We start from the raw sequence: 23,990 nt of genomic DNA, 5'->3' as shown, positions 1-23,990 counted from the left end.
ACACCGACAAAGTACTTATGACTTTGTCGGTGTTTTTATTTTTCAATTACAATTATTTTTTACGTCGAATCACTCTTGTCACTTTAATAAGACTCTCCCAGACACTTTGACCACGATGATACACTAAAAAGCGTGACTCCCAATCTGGATTGAACTTGCTTTTATATTGACGTAAACCTTGGAAGCTATACAAACCATTAAAGTGTTCATAAAAGCGACCTGCAAATTTCTCTCTAATATGACCATAAGGCACTTGTCCAACGTTGGATAATGTCGCCATCCCCATATTAAAACGTGAATAGCCTTCTGATTGTGCCCATAAAATCATATTTAAATATAACGCATCCATGAAAGGTAAGCCTAATGATTTATCCCAACGAATCAAATCGACGGAAATGGTGTCTGCACCTTCAACAGGCATTAATGTACAAAAGGCATCAATACGACCCGCCTCATTTCTCAACACCCCAACTGGCGCTGCGTTAATATAAGCAGGCGTGAATCGACCTACTGAAAAGTAAAACTCTGATTGCTGACCTAGCCACTCTCGACTAATTTGATGCAATCGATCATACGTTTCATCGTCTAACGGCGTCTCTAAAATTTCAAATTGATAACCTAATGATTCAAGTTTATTTAATGTCGCTCTAAAACCACGCCGTTTTTTACCTGCAACTGTAAAGTCTGTAGCATTGATTAACGCCTCTTCACCCAATTTGAAGAATTGGTTACCAAAGTCATGATAAAGCGTCAAATAATCTTCAGACACTTGATAAAAAATAACGTCTCCACCTAAATATGTGGCATACTCATAAAACTCCGTCAGCAACGAACGGAAATCTGATTCTAAACCTACAGGATCACCTAAAATGATATAGGCACTTCGGTCATACCGATACATAACGAAAGCCGTTTGTTGTTCATTAACAAATACAAGCTTATCGCCACTATATAATAAATGACTTAATAAATGCCCACCATACTGTTTCAAAATTTGACTGGCCACTTCTTTATCATGATGTTCTCGAGGACGACGATAATTCCATTCGAAAAGATAAATAATGACAACAACAATTAATGTCATACCAATGACAGACAACCAAAAAGTTGAACGTAATAAGAAAAAGTCAATTTTAGGCGGTTGTACTTCAATTAAGTATAAAAATTGCTTCACTAATAGCTGATTGAAATAAAGGACAATCGCACTAATGACTAAAATAATCGTTAATTTTTGAATACGGAGCGGTCGTTTAAGTACACGTGCTTTACGATAAGCAAAGATCAGCGCTGCAAGTATTAAAGCGATAACGAGTAATAATAACGTCGCACCGTAGACGTAAAAATTAGATAATAATAAGATTACGAGTGCTACAATCGCAAACAATATCGATCGCTTACTTCTAGCAATAATCCCACGTAAATTCAACAGTAAAATCAAACTTGCACTGACATTTAAAATATACAATAAAATAAACAGTGTATGATGCTTCGTATTTAAAGCATCGAATATAATGGAGAAGTTACTAAAAAATAAAATCGAACTCATCATTAATACTAGAATACTCAACGCAAACGATGGCACTAACGCAACAAAGTCTTTTTGGAAAGACATTAAAAAGCCTGAAACCTCTTTTGCTGGTAAAAAGTATTTTGATTCAGAAACATATTTCTTCGCAAGTGAACCAAATTCAAAAACAGTTAACACAAGTGCAATTAATAATGGGAAGAAGTAATATGCAAAACGATATAAAAGTAACCCTAATACAACTTTTTCTTCCGCAATACCTAAATGTTGTAGACCTAACAGAACAATTAAATCAAATGCACCGAAACCACCCGGTATGAATGAAATAAGCCCTGAAATCGCCGCAACAATAAAGACACTGAGAATCACTGGATAAGAGACGTGCACACCTACAAGTTGGAATGCACAGAACAGAACGATACTTGCTAATAACCATTCTGAGCTAGACACAAGTGTAAAGATAGAACCTAACCAACGTGCCGCACGATCAATAGGCCAAATCCATGAAATAATGATAAATACAGGTAATAAAAAAGCGATAACGTATAAAAAGACGGTAAACCAAATCGATGTGCGGTATAAAAAGCTAACATCTAACACATGTGTCACGATTAATAGTGACAAAAAACTTAAACCTGTCAGCATCGACGTCAACATATAAGAGACAAATTGGACGAGTTTTTTACGCTCATTTGTATAACTTCCATAAAACCACATACGAACACTCGCGCCAATAAAACCACCGAATCCAATAATATTATTAAACGCATTAATAATATAGCCGACGCGTAGTGCTTTAAAAGGAGAAAGGTCTAATTTAAAACGACTAGTTAAAATCACGTCATAAAGTGATAACAAAATGACTGAACTTCCCCCTAATAAGAAGAGAATAATCATTTCCATTGGGCTAATATGATTGAATAATAGGAAGACTTTCTTAAAATCAATAGCCGCAAGTTCTTTGACTAAAATCACTGTAATCGTTGTGATTAAAAAAATGATAAATGCAATTTTAAGATATTTAAGCAAGTGATGTTTTTGTTTTATCATACAAACTGTTCCTTTCTCTAAGTGTGAATCCATGTCTTAGAAAAAGAGATTGAGACACTTTATGATTGCTCAATCCCTCTACCTTTTATTGTTCTTTATTATATTCTTCCTCAGGCATCTCGTATCCACCTGCATCATCAGCGTAATATTTGTTATAACGACGCTTGAATAATAAGAAAATGTGAGAAACTAAAACTTTGATAATCGCATAGGTTGGAATACCTAAAATGACTCCTACAATTCCTAAAAGATTACCTGCAGATAAAAGGACAAAGATAATCGTTAACGGATGAATTTTAAGTGTTTTCCCCATAATATTTGGCGAAATAAAATGACCTTCTATAAATTGAACTGCAGTCCAGACAACAATCAATTTTACCAACATAAACGGAGAGGTAATAATAGAAATAATAATCGCTGGTGAAATCGCAATCGTTGGTCCTAAGTAAGGAACAACACTCGTTACTGCGGCTATACTTGCCAAAATCAAAGCATAATCTAAGCCGATAATGGAGTAACCGATAAATAATAAAACCCCTATACAGAAAGAGACAATAATTTGTCCTTGTATGTAAGATCCTACTTGTTCACTCATTTTATCTAATAAATCATGCACATCTTTACGAAACTTTGGCGGGACAATTCTGTTAGAAAATTCTTTAAAGCGATGTCCATCTTTTAACATGAAAAATAGAACAAAAGGAACTGTCACAATGACAACTGTGATATTCACAACGGTTTCAGCAAAAACACGTATTTTTGAACTTAAACCATCCGCTAAGCTTGGGATTTTTTCTTGTAAACCATGCAGTGTTTTTTCAATTTGCGAATAATAATCAGACAAAAATGGAATGTGCATCATATTATCGGCAAAAGAACTGAGTTTACTAATGTACTTTGGAAAATTATGCATTAAGCGTTCAAATTGAATCGTGACAAGTGGTATTAATAAATTAACAACAATAGTAATAATACCGACGATACCTAGAAATAATATTGTAATGCCCCATATCCGATTAATATTATAACGTTCCATCAAATTGATAATCGGATTAAACAAATAGTATAGGATGAGCGCAATAATAATGGGCGCCGCTATAGTATTAAAAATAATGATGAAGGGTTGGAAAATATAAGATACACGATCAAATATAAAAATAACAACCCCAATTAAAATAAATACCAATAATGCAAAAATTAAGTCTTTGCCACCGAAAAATTTCATAAAGCGACTTTCATGTATATTCAAATTTCGATGTTCTAATTGATCTTTTTGTTGCTGTTCGGTCATAGATTTCACCAAGCCTTTTAGAAATTAGTTATAGTTTATCGCTTTTTCACAAAAATTTAAACTTAAATCTATAATAACAAACTAACATACAAATTTGTCGCAATGATATGTAAACATGTCTTTAAATTTAATTTTACCCAAACGATGCCCTTAATACGCCCCATTATACCATTAATATTGCCAATACTCCTCAGACCTTAAGCCGAAAAATTCAAATAATGGGACATTATTTTCTGTTGAACGATATTTTCCATAGAAAAATAAATCACATGGATAACATAAAAAAGCTCATGGATAACATAAAAAAGCTCTAAGATGATTATAATCAAATACCATCTTAGAGCGATTTCTACTTAACGCATCTGTTAATATGCAATTTCGAGTAATGACATCAAGTCAAATGCAACTTGACCCTTAACCCAAACTTATCTGTTAAATTTCAAAAATTTTGTCACCATGCTGAACAGTTTGCGCATCTGTAAAATTAAGATGTTTAATTTCAGATTGCGTTACAATGATTGGTGTAATATCACTTTTCGCTGATTTTCTAATTAATTCTAAATCAACAGTCATTAAATGATCACCTGCTTTAATTTCTTGCCCTTCTTCAACATGAACAGTAAAGCCTTCACCATTTAACTTCACCGTATCTAAACCAACATGGATAAGCAATTCTAAACCGTTATCTGAAACGAGGCCTAATGCATGCTTAGTTGGGAATACGAGTTGAATTTTACCATCAAATGGTGCATAAATTTCACCTTCACTTGGACGAATCGCAATACCTTCACCCATCATTTTCTCACTAAAGACTTGATCGGGCACTTCTGAAAGTGGCACAATTTCACCATTCATTGGTGCAGATACGAGACCAGAATGTGTCACTTCAAGATCTGATTGTGAACCATCCACAACAACTGTTTCATCACTGTCATCAAGTGTCACAGGATCTCTGACCACTTTACCGTCCATAATTTGTTGCATTTCATGTTTAATTTGATCTGATTTTGGACCAAATATCGCTTGCATATTATTACCGACTTCGAGTACACCTGATGCACCTAAATCTTTCAAACGTGCGACGTCTACTTTAGACTTATCATTCACTTCTACACGTAGTCGCGTGATACATGCATCTAAATGCTTGATGTTGTCCTTATCACCCATTGCTTCTAAAACTTCATAAGGTAAATCACTTGTTGCTGTTGTCGTTGCTTTCGTTTGTTTATCTTCACGTCCAGGTGTTTTGTAATTGAACTTGACGATAAGAAAGCGGAACACAAAGTAGTAAATCACCGCATACACTAAGCCGACTGGTATAACAAGCCACCATTTCGTTTGATTTGGTAAAATACCTAATAATAAGAAATCAATAAATCCACCAGAGAATGTATAACCTAAATGTAAGTCAAGTAAGTATAAAATTAAAAAGCTGAAACCGTCTAATACAGCATGAATAAAGAATAATAAAGGTGCCACGAATAAGAATGAAAATTCAAGTGGTTCTGTAATACCTGTTAAAAATGATGTTAAAGCAGCAGAGCCCATTAAACCTGCTACAACTTTTTTGTTCTCCGGTTTAGCTGTATGATAAATCGCTAACGCAGCTGCCGGTAAACCGAACATCATAACTGGGAACTCACCTTGCATAAACTTACCTGCTGTTAAGTTCGCACCTTCACGGATTTGTTCAATAAAGATACGTTGGTCACCACGGAAAATTTGACCTGCACCGTTTGTATATGACCCGAATTCAAACCAGAATGGTGCATGGAAAATATGGTGTAAACCAAATGGTATTAGTAGTCGTTTAATAAATCCAAATAAGAATACCGCTAAGCCTGTATTTGAGTCTAATAGCCCTTCACTAAAAGCATTTAACCCATTTTGAATAATAGGCCAAATTAATGCCATCGGAAATGCTAATAAAAATGATGTAGTTGCCATCATAATAGGTACAAAACGTTTACCTGCAAAGAATCCTAAGTATGATGGTAGCGAAATATTATAAAACTTGTTGTAACACCAAGCCGCAAGCGCACCGATGATGATACCACCAAAAACCCCTGTTTGTAGCGTCGGAATACCGAGTACACTTGCATAACCTTTTGCAGTGTCGCTAACATTATCAGGTGTAACACCTAAAAATTCACCCATCGTTTTATTTAAAATAATAAAACCTACAAATGCGGCAATGGCAGCTACACCATCTCCACCTGCTAAACCAATGGCCACACCCATCGCAAAAATGATAGGCAAGTTATCAAAGATAATACTCCCCGCCGCAGCCATCATTTCAGCTACATTTTGAACACCATGGTTCTGAATAAAAGGTAAATACGATTGTAACTGATCACCTTGTAATGCTGCACCAAATGCAAGGAGTAACCCTGCAGCTGGTAAAATTGCAACCGGTAACATTAACGCTTTACCAATACGTTGCAATTGTCCAAACAATTTTTTTCTCACTACTTAAACCTCCCTATATTTATGACACATCACACTTCAAACGACATAAAAAAAAGGCATGAGTCAACGACATGTGAAAGCTGTTCACAATGTTTAAACTCATGCCTAATCTAACTTAGTAACACGTTTTTATGCTTGTTTTTTTGACGCGAGCGACAGCTGATGAATATGCATTGTTAAGTATGCCACTTCAGCTTCATAGACGCGAACATCAATTTGTGATTGAATCATTTTAACTATTTTAACAGCTATATTGTAACATAACGGGTATTGTGCCTTCAATAGATTTTCAAAATTCAATTCAATGGTTGTGCCTTCACCTTTTTTCAACCGTTGCAACAAGAAATGGATATGTCTTACAAAACGTTGATATGGAATAGATGCTTCTGGAATTTCAATCCCCATATCATGTTCAATCATTCGAATAGCATTATTAATTAATTTCGGCACGGTTTGCATTTCTCCAAACTCAACATCATTGATCTGCGAAGCGATATGAAGTGCAATAAAACCAACTTCATCTTCCGGAAAATCAATATTCAGTTGCAAGTTGATTCGCGTCACCACTTTTTTCGCAATTTGATAGGCTTCAGGATAACTATATTTTGTCTCGCTTAAAAATGGATTAGTAATTAATTGCCCATTTTCCATGCGCTTTAATGCAAAAATCAAATGATCTGTTAATGAAACGACAAAAGATTCTTCATGATTCAAATCAAAATGCGTCATAATCATTTGAACAGAGTCAATGACAACACGCAACACTCGTTCATCAGTGTTGGCAATTAACATTTTATAATGATCTTGTTCAGATTTACTTTCTAATTTGAAAACTTTCTCAATCGTTTCTTGATCCTGAATCGTCATGCCTGGCTTTTTATTAAACCCCAATCCTTTTCCGATGATAATCACTTCAGATTGTTGATGTTGGCAAATGAGTACATTATTATTGAGGACTTTTTTAATTGTATATTGATTCACTGTCTTCACCTCTTACATCCAATTCAAATCATACCGCTTATTACCGAAGATGGAAAGCACAAAATTATGGCTTATTCACAAAAAGATACGTTTAAATGATTAATACGATACCATTTTAAAATAGCGTCTTCGCTTTTATCTACACCACACTAAAAATTTTGATAATAAAGGGCTGTAGACATTCATGCCTCAGCCCTTATTGAAACTAATCGTGTTTTTTATTTTTATGAATTTCGTTACCCCAACATTCAATACCAAATAAATTAATTTCTAATTCTTCTGGTCTGAAAATCGGGCGTTTCCCTGCTTTTCGTTGCTTCTGATAATCTTTCATCACTGCAAAAGCAATATTAGAAAGCCCAATGATCGCCACGATATTAACGATTGCCATTAATCCCATAAAGACGTCTGCAGTATTCCAAACCGTCTCAGTTTTAACGACTGCACCAACAAATACAAGTAAAACAACAAAACAACGAAATACAAAAAGTACCATTTTATTTGTCGATAAAAATTCGATATTGGATTGACCATAATAGTAGTTACCAATTACAGATGAAAAAGCAAATAATGTAATCGCTACTGTAAGGAAAATTCCACCGGCACTACCTAAATGCTCGTTCAATGCTGATTGTGTCACAGCCACACCTTGTGGTTGACCTTCACCGAACCTCAAACCTGTATATAACAAAATCATAATCGCTGTTGCAGTACAAACTAAAATCGTATCAAAAAATACACCGAGCGATTGAATTAATCCTTGCTTAACCGGATGTGAGACTGCGGCTGTTGCTGCAGCATTTGGTGCTGAACCCATACCTGCCTCATTTGAAAACAGGCCACGTTTAACACCCTGTAATACTGCAAATCCGACAGCACCACCTGCTGCTTGATCAATACCAAAAGCACTTTTAATAATCGTTGAAATCATTGGCAAGATTTGATCAAAGTTTAATAATAAAATAATTAATACCATGAAAATATAAATAATTGCCATAATCGGAACGATAAATGATGATAATGTTGCAATACTACGCACACCACCAAAAATAACAATCGCAGTAATGACTGCTAAAATTATCCCTGTAATCACAGGACTTACGTTGTATTGCGTATTTAACGATTCAGCAATTGTATTGGATTGCACTGTATTAAAAACAAATGCAAATGTAATTGTAATTAATATCGCAAACAAAACACCTAACCAACGTTGATTGAGTCCTTTAGTAATATAATATGCAGGGCCTCCACGGAAACCGCCTTCTTTATCTGGCACTTTATATACTTGTGCTAAAGTGGCTTCAATAAATGCACTCGCTGCACCTATGATTGCTATAATCCACATCCAAAAAACTGCACCAGGGCCACCTAATACGATTGCAGTTGCAACACCAGCGATATTACCCGTTCCCACTCGAGAACCCGCACTGATTGCAAAAGCCTGGAATGGTGAAATACCTTTTTCACCACTGTCTAAAGTTTCCGATTTTTCAGTTAAAGCTCTAAACATTTCTGGAATCCATCTGATTTGAACAAACTTAGAACTAATTGAGAAAAATAAACCTGCTGTTAAAAGTAAACCAATTAAATACTGAGACCAAATCAAATCATTCCCGACATGAATAAAAGCCTTAAACCACCCCGGAATTAAACTATCAAAATCTCTCACACAAATCCCTCTTTACTTTTTAATTTCAAAATGTAAACAATCAAGTTAAAACAACTAGTCCCATTTTATCATCAAAGTATAACAGTGACTATAAATTTTTTAGTGCTTATTCAACAAATAGATTCTCTATCTCGCCAAATACTGTGGTATCGACAACGAAGCTACCGTTTGTATATTGCTCTGATAAATGAATATCTTTAATTTCGCCTTCAAAAGTATCATTTTGAGAAATAAGTTTGTAGCGACTTTGATCAGGTTGGCACACGCGCGCTGACACAATACGATGTGGCTGTTTTTTTAATTCTTTCAACAGTGTAATCCCACGTTGTGCACGTTTCGCTTGTTGTAAGACTTTGAAAGCGATACGCTTGAGTGAACCGCGCTGAGTTGCAATTAAAATTGTGTCTTGTGGTGAAACGGTATTAACCATCACAACATGGTCATCATTTTTTAAATTAATTCCCTTAACACCTGCAGCACGTAAGCCCGTATCAGGTAATTCTTCAAGTGCATATGTGAGTGACATCCCTTTGAAAGTTAAAAATGTCAACAATTGCGAAGGTATCTTCGTTGACACATGCATGACTGAAATCAATTCATCGCCATCTTTAATTTTAGCTGCTACGAGTGGTTTATTCGTGCGTGTTGATTTAAAACCAGAGAGCAAGCTTTTTTTAATCATACCTTGACGTGTCGCTGTAATGATGGCACTTTGATCATCGAACTCAGAAACAACATAGCAGTCAATAACTCGCTCATCCTCATCAATCGGCACAATCTGAGAAACATGTTGTCCTAAATCTTTCCATTTGATATCTGCAATTTTATGAACAGGAATGAACAAGTAACGCCCTTTATTTGTAAAAACAAGCGCATTGTCTTGCGTATTGACTTCTAAAATTTTAAGTACACCATCTTGCTCTTTCAATCCGATTTCATCTTTACCACTTGCATTGAAACTACGTAATGATGTTCTTTTAATGTAGCCTTCTTGCGTCATACTCAACATGACAGTTTCACTCGGTACAATGACTTCTTTGTCGATTTTGATTTCTGCTATTTTTTCTTCAATCACTGAGAGACGTGGTGATTTAAATTGCTTTTTAATCGCTGTAAGTTCTTCTTTAATGACATTTAACAATGCATCATGGTGATCCAGAATGTGGCGTAACGCATCAATTTTTTCTTTTAACTCTGCATGTTCTTCTTGAAGTGCCACAATGTCCGTATTTGTAAGGCGATATAATTGCAACATCACAATCGCTTCAGCTTGAGCTTCTGTAAAATCGTATTTTTCAACTAAATTATCTTTAGCATCACGCTTATTTTTTGAATTTCTAATTAACGCAATCACTTCATCTAAAATCGATAAAGCTTTCATTAGTCCTTCTACAATATGCATTCTCTCTTCCGTATGTTTCAAATCATAACGTGTACGTCGACTCACGACTTCGATTTGATGGTTTAAATAACTATCGATAATCGATTTAATACCCATTAATTGTGGACGCCCTTCGCGTATGGCAACCATATTGAAATTATATGCAACCTGTAAGTCCGTATTTTTAAATAAAAAGTTTAACACTGAAGTCGCATTGACATCTTTTTTAAGTTCGATTGCAATTCGAAGACCGCTTCGATCCGTTTCGTCACGTACTTCAACGATGCCGTCGACTTTTTTATCAGCACGAAGCTCATCTATTTTTTTAACGAGACTGCTTTTATTCACTTCATAAGGAATTTCGGTAACAACAATTTGGTGACGTCCATTTCTCAACGTTTCAGTTTCAGTCTTCGCACGGACAACAACCTTGCCTTTACCTGTCTCATAAGCTTTTTTAATACCGTCAATCCCTTGTACTATACCACCAGTAGGAAAATCAGGGCCTTTAATATGTTTCATTAACTGATTCACTGTAATATTAGGATGATCGATATACTTTAACGTCGCTGTAATCACTTCTGCTAAATTATGTGGTGGAATATCCGTGGCATAACCTGCAGAAATACCTGTTGAGCCGTTGACCAATAGATTTGGAAAACGTGCCGGTAATACCATAGGCTCCATTTCAGTATCATCATAGTTCGGAACAAAATCCACTGTATCTTTATGAATATCACGCAAGATTTGTTCAGAAAGCTGACTCAATTTCGCTTCAGTATAACGCATCGCTGCAGGCGGGTCATTATCAATACTACCGTTATTCCCATGCATCTCAACTAATACATGGCGTAATTTCCAGTCTTGGCTCAAACGTACCATAGCATCATACACAGAGCTATCGCCGTGTGGATGTAATTGACCTATCACATCACCGACTGTTTTAGCACTTTTTCGAAAATGTTTGTCATACGTATTGCCGTTAGAATACATCGAATAAAGGATACGTCGCTGTACTGGTTTTAATCCGTCACGTACATCAGGTAAAGCACGCTCTTGAATAATGTATTTACTATAACGACCGAATCGATCTCCAATAACATCCTCTAAAGGTAAATTTTGGATGATTTCACTCATTATGCATCCTCCTCTTCAACTGTCTGGTCTGACAAAACTTGAATCTCATCATTTTCTAAAATGCTTTGATCTTCCTGCATTCCAAATTGAACATGACGTTCAATCCAATCTCTACGTGGCGCAACTTTATCACCCATTAATGTTGAAACACGTTTAGATGAACGCACCTCATCATCAATTTGAACACGAATCAACGTTCTTGTCTCTGGATTCATCGTTGTTTCCCACAACTGGTCTGGATTCATCTCACCTAAACCTTTATAACGCTGTAAAATAAAACCTTTACCCATCTCTTGTTGTAATTTTTCTAGCTCTTCATCTGTCCATGCATATGAGACCTGTTTATTTTTACCTTTACCTTTTTCCAACTTATAAAGCGGTGGTAACGCAATATACACACGTCCTGCTGCTACAAGCGGTCGCATATACTTAAAGAAAAATGTCAGGAGCAGTACTTGTATGTGGGCACCATCCGTATCCGCATCAGTCATAATAATGACGCGGTTATAATTACTATCTTCTAAACTAAAATCATTACCGACGCCAGCACCAATTGTATGGATGATCGTATTGATTTCTTCGTTTTTGAAGATGTCTTCTAACTTGGCTTTTTCTGTATTAATAACTTTACCTCGCAAAGGTAAAATAGCTTGAAATTTACGATCACGTCCAAGTTTAGCAGAGCCCCCTGCAGAATCTCCTTCGACAAGATAAAGTTCATTTTTCTCAGTGTTTTTACTCTGTGCTGGCGTTAACTTACCAGACAATAATGTATCTTTACGTTTATTCTTTTTACCTGTTCTCGCTTCTTCTCTCGCTTTACGTGCTGCTTCTCTTGCTTGTTGTGCCTTAATCGCTTTTTTAACTAACGATTTTGACAATTGTCCTTTTTCTTCTAAGTAATATGGTAACTTTTCAGAAACGACAGCATCAACCGCACTTCTTGCTTCGGGCGTACCTAACTTTGATTTTGTCTGTCCTTCAAATTGCAATAAATGCTCAGGTATTCGTACAGAAATAATCGCAGTTAAGCCTTCACGAATATCATTACCTTCCAAATTTTTATCTTTTGCTTTTAAATCACCAATACGTCGCGCATAATCATTAAACACACGTGTCATAGCTGTTTTAAAGCCCACCTCGTGTGTACCACCATCTTTCGTACGGACGTTGTTAACAAAGCTCATAATACTTTCAGAATATTGATCGTTGTATTGAAAAGAGACATCCACTTCAATTTCATTCGCTGTTCCTTGAAATAAAGCCACATCATGTAAGACTTCTTTGCCTTCATTCACATAGCTTACAAAAGCTTTAATCCCTTCTTCATAATGGTAAATTTCGCTGCGTTCTTTTCCTTTACGTTGATCATCCAATGTAATCTTTAATCCTTGTAATAAAAAGGCAGATTCTTGCAAACGTTCACTTAACGTATCAAAATTAAAGCTCGTAGCATTTTTAAAGATTTCAGAATCCGGTTTGAATGTCACTTTTGTTCCTGTCTTTTTCGTTGTGCCTTTTTGAACTAATTTTGTCTGCGGCACACCTCCATGGGCGAAGTGTTGCTCAAAAATTTTTCCGTCACGATGAATTTCAACGCTGAGCGATTCACTTAACGCATTCACAACTGACGCCCCTACACCATGCAAGCCACCAGATGTTTTATAACCACCTTGTCCAAATTTCCCGCCGGCATGTAGCACTGTGAATATCACTTCGACAGTAGGCTTGCCAGAACGATGTGTTCCTGTTGGCATGCCACGTCCATTATCGGCTACAGTAATACTTTCATCTGCATTGATTGTGACGTTAATTTCGTCACCATAACCATTTAAAATTTCATCAACAGAGTTATCAACGACTTCATATACTAAATGGTGTAAACCACGCTTATCTGTAGATCCTATATACATCCCCGGTCTTTTTCTTACAGCTTCAAGTCCTTCAAGTACTTGAATTGCATCATCCGAGTAATTATTAACTTTCTTTGCAGACACTCAATTCCCCTCCTACAAACATACGTTCGTTCATCAAACTATACAATAGCTATTCTTATATAAAATCATTGAAAATGCAAGCGCGAATCTATATCATGACTAAAATAAATATTATTTTTATCAATCCTGTCATCTATTTAGAAATTAGGGAATATGTCAAAAAAACAAGGATTTATTGCCATTTTTTTAGTCCGACTTTTGATTAAATGTGCAGAAACGACTATAAAAATACATGACTCTTTGTGAAATTATGTTAAAATAAGAGCAGGTACTAAAAGGATGTGAATACTTATGGTGATAGCCCTACTATTCATTGCAAGTTATTTAATTGGTTCTATTCCAAGTGGTTATTTAATTGGGAAGATTTTCTTTAAAAAAGATATTAGGGAATATGGGAGCGGCAATACAGGTGCAACAAACAGTTTCCGTGTACTAGGTAAACCAGCTGGGTTTGCTGTCACATTTTTTGATATATTTAAAGGGTTCATCGTTGTATTCCTTCCAGCATTATTCAATGTGGAAATACACGGTTTACTCGTAGGAATTTTTGCAATTATCGGTCATGTTTACCCTATCTACTTGAAATTCAGAGGGGGAAAAGCAGTAGCGACAAGTGCCGGTGTCCTACTCGCTGTTAATCCGATTTTACTATTAATACTTGCTTTGATTTTCTTTATCATTTTAAAATTAACAAAATATGTTTCATTATCAAGTATCATTGCAGCAATTTGCTGTGTGATCGGCTCATTTTTCATTAGTGATTATGTATTATTAATAACGAGCATCGCTGTTTCAGTTTTACTCATTTATCGACATAGTAGTAATATTAAACGCATTATTAAAGGCACTGAACCTAAAATCAAATGGATGTAATACTTAATATTTGAATTTAGTTTAAAACCCATTAAAATAAGGTAAACAAATCATATCCTTATACTGGGAGGAGAATTCAATATGAAAATAGAATTTACGAATGATGCCATTACTTGGTTTAAAGATGAACTTGACTTACCAGAAGACGGAAAAGTGTTACGGTTCTTTGTTCGCTATGGTGGGGAGTTCCAATTAAAACAAGGATTTAGCCCAGCTTTTAATGTAGATTACACACGTGATATAGATGAAATTGGATACGAAGAAAAGTTTGATGGCATACATGTCATCGTAGCAGAAAAAGATGTTTGGTATTTTGAAGATCATCATATAAAAGTAGATATTAAAAATGATGATGTACTCTATGAAGCTGAACTTATTGAATCATAATTGAATTAACAACAAAAATCGAGGTGGAATCGTAATTTCCTAACCTCGATTTTTTTGATGATTACGTTGAAACAATTTCTATGACGAAATAATTAAGACAACAATAATCATTACTATAAATTTTAACAACCTCATTTGACACATAATATGCTAATGCACAAACGAGATGATAAAAACAAATTGATGTTTTTAAATAGTTGAATCTTGTGTGACTTCTAACTCTTCACCTGCTTCATTTCTTTGCTGAACTTCATGATAAACTTCATACCAATTTGGAAAAGCTCTATCTAAACGAACAGGTTTGCCTTCATTTTTAGTGATAATGACATTATCTGTGTAACCCGTAGTCGCAAGTTCACCGTTTTCATTATAAACTTCATATTGATAACGAGAGCGTAATTTTGAAAATTTAGATACCCATGTTTTAATTGTTACTTTTTCTGGATAACCAATACTCTTTTTATAATTAATATTGAGTTCTGTTACAGGAGAAACAATCCCCGCCTCTTCCATTTCCACATAGTCTAAGCCGAGTTTACGTATGTAGTCTGTACGTGCAACTTCAAACCATGTCGCATAGTTACCATGGTAAATCACACCCATTTGGTCTGTCTCTTGATAGCGTGCTTCGATTTCAGTTAATGCGTAGATCATTATTTTACCTTCTTTCTCTTAGCGCTCATGCCACTCATTTTACCATAAAAAAACAACCCAGAAACTTATAATGAATTCTGCAATAGATGTAAAAAGGATATTAACCTCTTCATTTCAAAAAAAGAAAGCCCGGTACATCAAAATGACCGGACTTGATATAATATTTTCTTAGCTATTCATTAAAGCAAAATAAAATTATCACATTTTCTAAAATTGCTTAAATCACCTTATGAAGAAGCTAATTTTTTACGTAAAACAAGTTGTAAAATACCGCCATGACGATAGTAATCAATTTCTACATTAGAATCGAAACGTGCAATGGCTTCGAACTCAACTGTAGAACCATCTTCTTTCGTTGCAGTCACTTTCACTGTATCTCGAGGTTGAACAGATTCGCTAACTTCAACTGAAATCGTTTCTTTACCATCTAAACCTAACGTATCCGCTGATTCACCTTGCTTAAATTGTAATGGTAAAACACCCATCATGACTAAGTTAGAACGATGAATACGCTCATAACTTTGTGCAATAACTGTTTTTACACCTAATAAGTTTGTACCTTTCGCAGCCCAGTCACGAGATGAGCCCATACCATAGTCGTTACCTGCTAATACAACAAGGCCAGTGCCATCTTCTTTATATTTCATAGCTGCATCAAATATTGGCATTACTTCTCCAGTTGGCCAATATGTTGTGAAGCCACCTTCTGTTCCTGGTGCTAATTGGTTTTTAATACGAATGTTGGCAAATGTACCACGAACCATGACTTCGTGGTTACCACGACGAGAACCATAAGAGTTAAAGTCACGTGGAGAAACACCATTTTCTGTTAAGTAATGTCCTGCTGGCGTATCTTTACCAATTGCCCCTGCCGGAGAGATATGGTCAGTTGTAACCGAATCGCCAAATTTACCCATGACACGTAAATCTTTTAATGGTTCAATGTGACCTGGTTCTTTAGATAATCCTTGGAAGAATGTTGGATTTTGAATGTACGTTGATTCAGGATCAAAATCATACAATGGTTGATCTGTCGTATCGATTTGGTTCCATAATTCGTTGTTATCATAAACACTCTTATATTCTTCTTTAAACAATTCTGGTGTAACAACGCTTTCTACAGCATCTGCTACTTCTTGAATAGAAGGCCAAATATCTTTCAAGAATACATCATTTCCTTGTGCATCTTGACCTAAAGCTTCTTTGTGTAAATCAATATCAACAGTTCCCGCTAAAGCATATGCCACAACTAATGGTGGCGAAGCTAAATAGTTCGCTTTAACAAGTGGATGGATACGTCCTTCAAAGTTACGGTTACCTGATAATACAGAAGTCACTAATAAATCTTCTTTAGCAACAGCTTTTTCAATTTCTTCTAATAGTGGACCTGAGTTACCAATACATGTTGTACAGCCATAACCGACTAAGTTGAAACCAAGCTTGTCTAAATAGCTTTGTAAACCTGAGTCCCGCAAATAACCTGTTACAACTTTAGAACCCGGTGCTAAAGAAGTTTTAACATAGGCTGGAACTTCTAGTCCTTTTTCAACTGCTTTTTTAGCTAATAACCCAGCACCTAACATCACATAAGGGTTAGAGGTATTTGTACAAGAAGTGATCGCTGCAATCGCAATGTCGCCCGTCGTCATTTCAGTTGTTGAACCATCTTTAAATTCGATTGTTGCCTTTTTATCGAATTCTGATGCATCTAAACCATGACCTTGGTTACCTGCAGGTGCAGTCACTGATTTTTCGAACTCTTTTTTCATATCGCTTAAGAAAATTAAATCTTGTGGACGTTTTGGACCCGACAATGAAGCCTCAACTGTAGATAAATCAAGTTCCACTACGTCTGTATAATTTGGCTCTTCATTTACATCAAAGAACAGATGATTTTGTTTTAAATACTTTTCAACTGTTTCAATATGTTCATCAGAGCGACCTGTTAAACGTAAATATTTTAACGTTTCGTCATCAACAGGGAAGAAACCACAAGTTGCTCCGTATTCTGGAGCCATGTTGGCAATTGTTGCACGGTCAGCTAAAGGTAATTTATCTACACCTGGACCGAAAAATTCAACAAATTTACCTACTACCCCTTTTTTACGTAATAACTCTGTTACGCGTAATGCTAAGTCTGTCGCATTTGCACCTTGAGGCAGTTCATTGGATAAACGTACACCAATAACTTCAGGAATTGGGAAGTATGATGGCTGACCGAGCATGCCCGCTTCTGCTTCGATTCCACCGACACCCCAACCTAAAACGCCAAGGCCGTTAATCATTGTAGTATGTGAGTCAGTTCCCACTAATGTATCTGGAAATGCAACGTCTTCCCCATTTTCTTCACGTACATGAACAACATTAGCTAAATATTCCAAGTTAACTTGATGTACAATCCCTGTTGCTGGAGGTACAGCATTATAATTTTTAAACGCTTTAGTAGCCCAGTTCAAAAATTGATAACGCTCATAGTTACGTTCGAATTCTAATTTCATGTTGCGCTCTAAAGCTTCTGGATTTGCGTAACTATCAACTTGTACAGAGTGGTCAATCACTAGGTCTACTGGAACTTCTGGGTTGATTTTAGACAAGTCTCCACCGACATCGTCCATTGCTTTACGTAAAGAAGCTAAGTCTACAACCGCTGGTACACCTGTAAAGTCTTGTAAAATAACACGTGAAGGTTTGAATGGCACTTCACCTTTACTATTTTCTTTACCAAATGTTGAAAGCGCTTTAATATGTTCGTCTGTAATAACAAAACCATCTTCTTGACGCAATACTGATTCAAGTAATACACGAATAGAATATGGTAAGCGACTTACTTGAGTAAGTCCTTGTTCTTCTAACGTTTTCAAATCATAGTACGTTAAGTTTTTTCCGTTTAATTGAAATGACTTTTTAGCTTGTTCTTTTAATTTTGAAGCCATCGAATATCCCCCCTGATATTTTTATATGCCGTTGATTTAATTGTATAATTAACGCTTTATGAAAACAACTAAATGATGATTAAAACTGGGGTTTTGAAGTTTTGACTTTCTAATCGGTTATTATAACTAAAACTTATGACTTTCATCAGGTGTAATAAGTATATATTATTAATTGAGAATGATTTTCAATCAAGTATTGGTCAATAAAAAAAGACAGGTCAATTCACTGTATTTTCATTTCAGTGAATTGAAACCTGTCTTTTAATTAAATAAATTTATTTTTCTTGATCTCGCAACGCTTTACGTTTTGAAATTAATTCTTCTTCATAATCTTGTTGTGAACTTGCGACATATTCTTTCAAACGATGCTTATTAGGTGTTAATGTTAATCCCAAGAACTTACGCTCTTTATTCGCATCTTTATAGAAACTAATCATCATCAGGATGACAATCAATGAGAACGGCAAAGCACTAATAATCGCTGCACTTTGCAACGCATTTAATCCTGCCGCACCATCGCCTCCGCCAGATAATAATAACACAAATGCGATAAGTGATTGTGCAACACCCCAAGTCACTTTAACAACAGCACTTGGATTGAGTGAACCGTATGTCGTCTGCATACCTAGCACAAATGTTGCTGAGTCAGCTGATGTAATAAAGAATGACGCAATTAAAAGTAGTGCGATGATTGAAAGCACCATGCCTAATGGCACATGATGAAAGACACCGAAAAGCTGTGTTTCAGGTGACATTTTGAAAATTTCTGTATGTTTTTTAGCCGTTTCAATACCTAAAACGCCAAACACACTAAACCAAACGAAACTTACAATAACAGGCACTAACAGTACCCCTGAAATAAATTCTCGAATTGAACGCCCTTTTGAAACACGTGCAATAAATACACCTACGAACGGGCTCCAGCTTAGCCACCAGCCCCAATAGTAAAGTGTCCAATTTGTCATCCATTCACGTTTTTGAGGATTTGTTGGTGCTGCATCAAAACTGTTAAATAAGAAAGAATTTAATAAGCTTCCTGTTGAACTTGTAAACATGTTTAAGATTAAGATTGTCGGTCCTACAATTAATCCGGCAATCAATAATAAAGTCCCTAAACCGATATTCAAGTTACTTAAGTATTGAATTCCTTTACTTAAACCGGACCAAGCACTCATAATAAATAAAATCGTTACGACAACAATGATAATAGATTGCGTAACAATATTGTTAGGCGTGCCGAATAGGTAATGTAAACCACCTGAGATTTGAAGTGCACCCATACCTAGAGAAACGGCTACCCCAATAACTGTCGCAAATACGGCTAGAACATCAATGATCGTACCAACGAGACCATCTACATGATCCCCTAAAATGGGACGTAATGTTTTAGATAATAAGCCCGGTTCACCTTTTCTAAATTGCGCATAAGCTAATGCAAGTGCGACAACACCATATACTGCCCATGCATGGAATCCCCAATGAAAGAACGTCGCGCGTAATGATTCAGTAAATGCTTCCGTTGATTTCGGATCAGCGTTAGGTGGTGCCGCAAAATGAGAAATTGGCTCTGCTGCACCATAAAAGACTAATCCAATCCCCATTCCCGCGCTGAATAACATCGCAAACCAAGAAATTGTGTTGAATTCCGGTTTATCGTGTGGTCGACCTAACTTCAATTTCCCTATAGGGCTGAAGATTAAGAAGATACAGAAGAATACGATAATCGTCGTTAAAATAAGATAGTACCAACCCAGTTTATCTGTAATCCAAAGTTTTATCGTATTCGTAAATTCACCAAACTGCGTTGGGATGAATACACCGACTAATACAATGGCAAAAACAATAATTGCACTAATCAGGAATACCGGAGAAAACTTCTTACCATTTGGTTCTGGAGTTGAAGAACTCATAAAATAACATACTCCCTTTCATATATTAAATTTTAAATAATCACGCACTTTATATTAACAATGTACAAATATTTTAAAGCGCAATCAACATATATACAATAACAAAACATTATCGTATAATCAACGAACTAAGAATCATATCAATTTCTTTATTAATTAAATGTTGCAATATTTTATGAGTAATGTATAATCAGTGTGCCATTAAATTTGTTTATTTGGAGGGGAAAACGTCATGTTAAAAGAATTTAAAGCGTTTGCATTAAAAGGTAATGTTCTTGATTTAGCCGTTGCGGTTGTAATGGGCGCTGCTTTCAACAAAATCGTGTCATCATTAGTCGAAAACATCATTATGCCTTTAATTGGATTACTATTTGGCGAAGTTGATTTCGCTAAAAATTGGGCAGCGTTCGGTATCAAGTATGGTATATTTATTCAATCTATTATTGACTTTATTATCATCGCTTTTGCATTATTTATCTTTGTTAAAATTGCAAATACGCTTGTAAAACCGAAAGTAGAAGAAGAGGAAGAAGCTATCGAAGAAAACACTGTACTCTTAACTGAAATCCGTGATTTATTACGTCAAAATCAAAAATAAGCGCGCATTAAAAACGACAGGCGATAAGGTGGAAAAGAATCTCTATCTTACCGTCTGTCGTTTATATTTTAAACCAATTTCATAATATAAGTCGTATAATTATTCATTGTAACGTAATAAAGTTGTACTTTGATAATTTTTAGAAACTACATCTAAAATAACAGGAATTCGATTTTTTAATTCTGTGACATGAGAAATAATACCCACTAATCGTCCACTCGATTGAAGTTGAATTAATGTATCTAATGCTGTCTCTAAAGTTTCTTGGTCTAGTGTACCGAAACCTTCGTCAATAAACATTGCATCAAGCGCAATGCCCCCTTGCTCATTTTGTACCACTTCACAAAGGCCCAAAGCTAGCGCCAATGACGCTTGAAATGTTTCTCCTCCAGATAATGAGGTGATATGACGTGATTGGTTTGAATAATAGTCAAAGACTTCAATTTCTAAGCCACTAAAACCTCTCCCTTTTTTCTCATTTCTAATCAATTCATACCGCTGTCCTGTCATACTTAACAATCTTTGATTCGCTTTAACGAGAATTTGTTCTAGAAAATGCATCAGTACATAATTTTCTAAAGTTAAATTATGCTCATTTTTTCCATTTAAAATTTCGGCAAGTTGAAAGAGCTCAATTTGTGCTGACACCGTCTGCTTTAAATGTGCTATCTCCCGTTCTATTCGTTGTATCGTCTTCTTATTTTGCTCTACTTGAAAAGCAAATTCATTCAACCGCTTTTGTACAGAATCATATTGTATTTGTATTTCTCGTTGCTCTTTTTTTAAAGTCTCTATATTATTTGGTTCAATATTTAAAATTTGAGTCGTAACATCTTGAAGTTTAAATTGAAGCGCTTGTATTTCATGGTGAAATTGTTCTACTTCAGACGTATAGTCTGATTTATTTTCACTTTCGTTTGAAATGGTCATTAATGCCGCTTCATCCGCAATATCTAATTGCTTCATTGCTATTTTCAACTCATCGTCGAGTCGATTGAGTTGAGTTGTAACATCATCGATTTGTTGTGCAATAAGGCGCAAATCATAATGATGATTTTTCACTTTATTTTGTGTATTTTCTAATTGTTGTGTTAACGCTAGTTTTTGCTCCTCAAAGGCTAGAACTTCAGAATCAATTCGCTCAAATGCGTTTTGAAACTTCACAATATCATCGTACCCTGTTATTTGTTGAAAATTTTCTAATTGTTCTTGAATATGTTGTTGTTCTTTTTCTAAAAGTTGCTTTTGACGCGTATTTTCATCTAATACCTTATTAATACGTTCAACTTGTTGTTGTAATGCTTCAATCCGTTTATTTTCATGATCAACCGCTTCTATATCATTTTTAACATTTAAAAGTTGTGCTTCATTTTCATTTAATAAATTTTTATTAAATTGAATTTCTCCAATTTCATTTAATCTTTCCTTTGTATTCGTGATATCCGCTCCGCAATGAATTCTTTGCTCAGTGAGTTCTCGAATTTGAGTTTCAATTTTCACATTTTCACTTTGCAATGATTTAATGGCATCAATTTCCGGACCATAATCGACATGTGAAACATTTTGTCCACAAACAGGACAAGGTTCATCAACTTGTAAAACTGTTCTTAAAGTAACGACCGCTTTTTCATGATCGAGTAAGTGTTGACCTTGACTTGAAATCGTATGCAACTGTGCACGCTGTGCTTCAATTTCATGCGTTAAATTTTCATATTGTTTGTTTAGCTGTTCAAGACTTTCTTCATGTTTTAGCTTGAGATGCATACGCTTTTCAGATTCTATAAGTGACGTATGCTGTTCAGTGAGCGTCATTTGCATATTTTGTAACTGTGATTTTTTCTCATAATCCGGTTTTTTCTCAATATCTTCTTCACTCATTTGTTGTAATTCATTGTTCGCTTTATCCATTTCTTCTACTACTTGCTGATGCTGTGCATTAATTTGTTGATCACGCTGTTCTTTTTGTTTGAGCTGATCGACTTGTTGAAAATAATGTCTTGTATTTTGGATGAATTGTGATTGTTGGTCTATCCGTTCTTGTTGAGCTAAATGTTTTTCAAGCAAAGTTGCATCTTGTACTTCTATCTCTTTCAATGCATCAAATTCTGATGTTAAAGTAGACTGTTTACTTTTTTGAGAATTGAGTGTTTTTTCGTATTCAAGCTTATTTTGATACGTTTTGATAGCGAATTGACTTTCAGTTATCAATTTTAATTTCTTTTCTAGCTCTGTAATTCGAGGTTGTTGTTCATTTAATTGATTTAATTTGTGTTCTAAGTCCGCTTTTTGTTGCTTTAATTGTTGACGTGATTCTTCACGTGCAACCGCTTCATTTATCTTTTTCAAAGCGCCTTCACGCTTACTTTTCTCCACTGCTGTTTCGTCAACCTGTTGTTGTCCTATACGTTGAAACACCGGCAATGCATTAAGAATCAATTCATATTGTTCACTTTTCAATTGTTTTTGCGCTACCAATTCAGCGTCATCTAATGTATACATTTCATCCCAACTGCTTTGGATTTTTGTATAGATTTGATCAATTTCATTCTTCATATTTTTAGTTTTACCTACCAACTCATTTTTAAGAACGTCATACAGTTGCGTATTAAAAAGCGTTCTCAAAATCGCTTGCTTATCTGTGCTATTTGAAACTAAAAAGGATTTAAATTCACCTTGTGGCAAGATAAACAGCTGTCTAAATTGATCTTGCTTAAGCTTTAAAAGATTTAAAATAAATTGGTCTCCTGCTTGAATTGTACTTTCAACCAGCTCAAAAACCTCACCATTTAAATGGTAAACTTCAAGTTTAGGTTTTGTCTCATTTTTATTTCCCGGCTTCAAAAATGAAGCTTCTCGAACGACCTTATAACGACCACCGTTGATTTCAAATTCAAAGGTAACCGTTAAAGGTTCTTTAGGTTGCGCAAAGTGACTTCTCAAATGTTTCACTTCTCTTTTTTCAGTAGACGCACGTCCATATAGCGCATAAACCATTCCATCAAATATCATCGTCTTACCTGAACCCGTTTTTCCGCTAATTAAGAAGAGTTGATTCGATTGTATATTTGAAAAATCAATGGTTTCATCTAAAAAAGGACCAAAATTTTTAAGATGAAGGCGTATCGGTTTCATCTT

The 23,990-nt window shown here is 35.3% G+C and carries 14 protein-coding genes; 3 read left to right on the top strand and 11 right to left on the bottom strand.

Annotated features, from left to right (window positions below):
- Positions 1-52 precede the first annotated feature (52 nt).
- The 7 genes from mprF to parE all read right to left on the bottom strand — a co-directional run bounded on the left by mprF (position 53) and on the right by parE (position 13,500).
- Positions 53-2,575, bottom strand: a complete 2,523-nt coding sequence (mprF, locus tag C1H58_RS00435; RefSeq protein WP_165544974.1) for a bifunctional lysylphosphatidylglycerol flippase/synthetase MprF — start codon at positions 2,573-2,575, stop codon at positions 53-55.
- A gap of 85 nt (positions 2,576-2,660) precedes the next feature.
- A complete protein-coding gene (locus C1H58_RS00430) occupies positions 2,661-3,866 on the bottom strand; it encodes an AI-2E family transporter (protein WP_165544973.1) in 1,206 nt (401 codons plus the stop codon).
- Between the two features lie 432 nt (positions 3,867-4,298).
- Positions 4,299-6,335, bottom strand: coding sequence for a glucose-specific PTS transporter subunit IIBC (gene ptsG / locus C1H58_RS00425; RefSeq protein WP_165544972.1), 2,037 nt, complete (start codon positions 6,333-6,335; stop codon positions 4,299-4,301).
- Between the two features lie 129 nt (positions 6,336-6,464).
- Positions 6,465-7,316: a glucose PTS transporter transcription antiterminator GlcT gene (glcT, locus tag C1H58_RS00420; RefSeq protein ID WP_165544971.1), complete on the bottom strand. Its 852-nt coding sequence runs from the start codon at positions 7,314-7,316 to the stop codon at positions 6,465-6,467.
- Positions 7,317-7,521: 205 nt separating this feature from the next.
- Positions 7,522-8,985, bottom strand: coding sequence for a glutamine transporter AlsT (gene alsT, locus C1H58_RS00415; protein ID WP_050345659.1), 1,464 nt, complete (start codon positions 8,983-8,985; stop codon positions 7,522-7,524).
- Between the two features lie 106 nt (positions 8,986-9,091).
- The gene (parC, locus tag C1H58_RS00410) at positions 9,092-11,503 is read right to left on the bottom strand and encodes a DNA topoisomerase IV subunit A (protein WP_103356193.1); all 2,412 of its coding nucleotides are present in this window, start codon (positions 11,501-11,503) and stop codon (positions 9,092-9,094) included.
- Positions 11,503-13,500: a DNA topoisomerase IV subunit B gene (parE, locus tag C1H58_RS00405; protein ID WP_050331040.1), complete on the bottom strand. Its 1,998-nt coding sequence runs from the start codon at positions 13,498-13,500 to the stop codon at positions 11,503-11,505. Before parE ends, parC begins: the two co-directional genes overlap by 1 nt.
- A gap of 291 nt (positions 13,501-13,791) precedes the next feature.
- Between parE and plsY the strand changes: the two genes are divergently transcribed.
- Positions 13,792-14,373, top strand: a complete 582-nt coding sequence (gene plsY, locus C1H58_RS00400) for a glycerol-3-phosphate 1-O-acyltransferase PlsY (protein ID WP_016425015.1) — start codon at positions 13,792-13,794, stop codon at positions 14,371-14,373.
- Positions 14,374-14,454: 81 nt separating this feature from the next.
- The gene (locus C1H58_RS00395) at positions 14,455-14,760 is read left to right on the top strand and encodes a HesB/YadR/YfhF family protein (RefSeq protein WP_016425014.1); all 306 of its coding nucleotides are present in this window, start codon (positions 14,455-14,457) and stop codon (positions 14,758-14,760) included.
- 189 nt (positions 14,761-14,949) lie between these two features.
- On the opposite strand, the gene menI is transcribed toward C1H58_RS00395, so the two are convergent.
- From menI to C1H58_RS00380, 3 genes are all read right to left on the bottom strand, one after another.
- Positions 14,950-15,414: a 1,4-dihydroxy-2-naphthoyl-CoA hydrolase MenI gene (menI, locus tag C1H58_RS00390; RefSeq protein ID WP_050331041.1), complete on the bottom strand. Its 465-nt coding sequence runs from the start codon at positions 15,412-15,414 to the stop codon at positions 14,950-14,952.
- 227 nt (positions 15,415-15,641) lie between these two features.
- Positions 15,642-18,347: an aconitate hydratase AcnA gene (gene acnA, locus C1H58_RS00385; RefSeq protein ID WP_165544970.1), complete on the bottom strand. Its 2,706-nt coding sequence runs from the start codon at positions 18,345-18,347 to the stop codon at positions 15,642-15,644.
- 275 nt (positions 18,348-18,622) lie between these two features.
- A complete protein-coding gene (locus tag C1H58_RS00380; RefSeq protein WP_050331044.1) occupies positions 18,623-20,257 on the bottom strand; it encodes a BCCT family transporter in 1,635 nt (544 codons plus the stop codon).
- 232 nt (positions 20,258-20,489) lie between these two features.
- Between C1H58_RS00380 and mscL the strand changes: the two genes are divergently transcribed.
- Positions 20,490-20,855, top strand: a complete 366-nt coding sequence (gene mscL, locus C1H58_RS00375; RefSeq protein ID WP_165544969.1) for a large conductance mechanosensitive channel protein MscL — start codon at positions 20,490-20,492, stop codon at positions 20,853-20,855.
- A 99-nt stretch (positions 20,856-20,954) separates the two neighbouring features.
- Here the strand turns inward: mscL and sbcC are convergent, their stop codons facing one another.
- The gene (sbcC, locus tag C1H58_RS00370) at positions 20,955-23,987 is read right to left on the bottom strand and encodes an exonuclease subunit SbcC (protein WP_165544968.1); all 3,033 of its coding nucleotides are present in this window, start codon (positions 23,985-23,987) and stop codon (positions 20,955-20,957) included.
- Between the last annotated feature and the right edge of the window lie 3 nt (positions 23,988-23,990).

Origin of the sequence: Staphylococcus sp. 191, from assembly GCF_011174885.1 — a bacterium.
Taxonomy (GTDB): Bacteria; Bacillota; Bacilli; order Staphylococcales; family Staphylococcaceae; genus Staphylococcus; species Staphylococcus coagulans.
This window is presented reverse-complemented; position numbering and strand designations above follow the sequence as displayed.